Here is a 1161-nt window from a genome sequence, read left to right on the forward strand (position 1 = left end):
GATTCCACAATAGTGGCGGTGGGTGCTATGGTAAAAGTTCATTGAGTCTTCTCCCTTGTAGTGCTTGGTCGCCTTCCAGCTTAGCGGGCAACCGCTGGGCTGGGGAGAAGGCTCAATCAGTATCAAGTGAATCAAGCCGACCGTTTTGCGCTGGCGCTCCAAACGGCGGCTTATTCAGAGCGTTAATTGGTAGAGACATGGAACCAGTCATCCAGGAAGAAACAACCGGCTGTGGTATTGCGGCAAGCGCTGTTCTAGCAGGTATTAGCTATTCGGAAGCGAAGCGTAAGGCAAACGCTCTAGGCATTTCTGCGGCAGACACGTCGCTCTGGTCGGAGACAGCGCACGTCCCGAAGCTCCTGCGGGAACTGGGGATCTCGGTGTCGCCCAAAGAAACACCATTCGAGTCTTGGGAGGGCCTTCCAGACAAGGCCCTTATGGCTATTAAGTGGCGTATGGAGCAGGGCAAACCATTTTGGCATTGGGTTGTGTTTGTCAGAGAAGACGGCGAGGCAAAGGTGCTGGACTCCAAAAAGGCGCTGAAATCAAACGTCCGCCGGGACTTCGGGCGCATCAAGCCTAAGTGGTACATTGAGGTATCCAATTAACAAGTCAATTAAGTTCGTTCCCGGCCTGGCGGCCGTCCACCGGACGCCCCTGGCGGGGCGCCGCTTATTTCTGCTACATGGACTCCCCCTGCGGTCAAGCAACGCCATTTGATTCCGAAGCGGTTTGAGACTGCAGCTCTACATTCGGCCTCTTTGTGGGCACTTTCGCCCGGGCCAGGATGATGATGCGTGTGAGCGAGGGTCTCATTCGTTAGTCGGCCTTCAAGGGCCGTCAGCATAAACAGACTCTCTCACTCTCGGTCTGACCGTTCCGTCATCGCTTGCCGTTGCTAGACTCGGCTGGCAGGCGTGTTCTGCCTGTCGTTGCTACTCGGTTGTCAGCCCTCCACAGGCTGAGTTTTAAACTCCGTCTGGTTCATCATTAGCGCCCAGATAATCCGGGCATTCTTCGCTGCTAGTGCGACCGTGACCTGCTCCCCTCTAGCTTAACCGTTTCCAGCTTAGTAATGTTCATCACAGCAGAGGACGATGAACATGAAAAAGCGATTTTCAGACGAGCAGATCATCAACATTCTGAAGGAAGCCGAAGCGG

Annotated in this window: 1 protein-coding gene; it reads left to right on the forward strand. The window is 54.5% G+C overall.

All coding sequences use genetic code 11. The annotated features are described in order from the left end of the window. Positions 1-197: 197 nt before the first annotated feature. Positions 198-608, forward strand: coding sequence for a hypothetical protein (locus FO268_RS22710; protein ID WP_150995421.1), 411 nt, complete (start codon positions 198-200; stop codon positions 606-608). Positions 609-1161: the final 553 nt, after the last annotated feature.

This window comes from Marinobacter denitrificans (assembly GCF_008795955.1).
Taxonomy (GTDB): domain Bacteria; phylum Pseudomonadota; class Gammaproteobacteria; order Pseudomonadales; family Oleiphilaceae; genus Marinobacter; species Marinobacter denitrificans.

Bases quoted from the DNA above. Each gene is read 5' to 3' on its own strand.
- FO268_RS22710 (WP_150995421.1), top strand. From the start codon at position 198: ATGGAACCAGTCATCCAGGAAGAAACAACCGGCTGTGGTATTGCGGCA.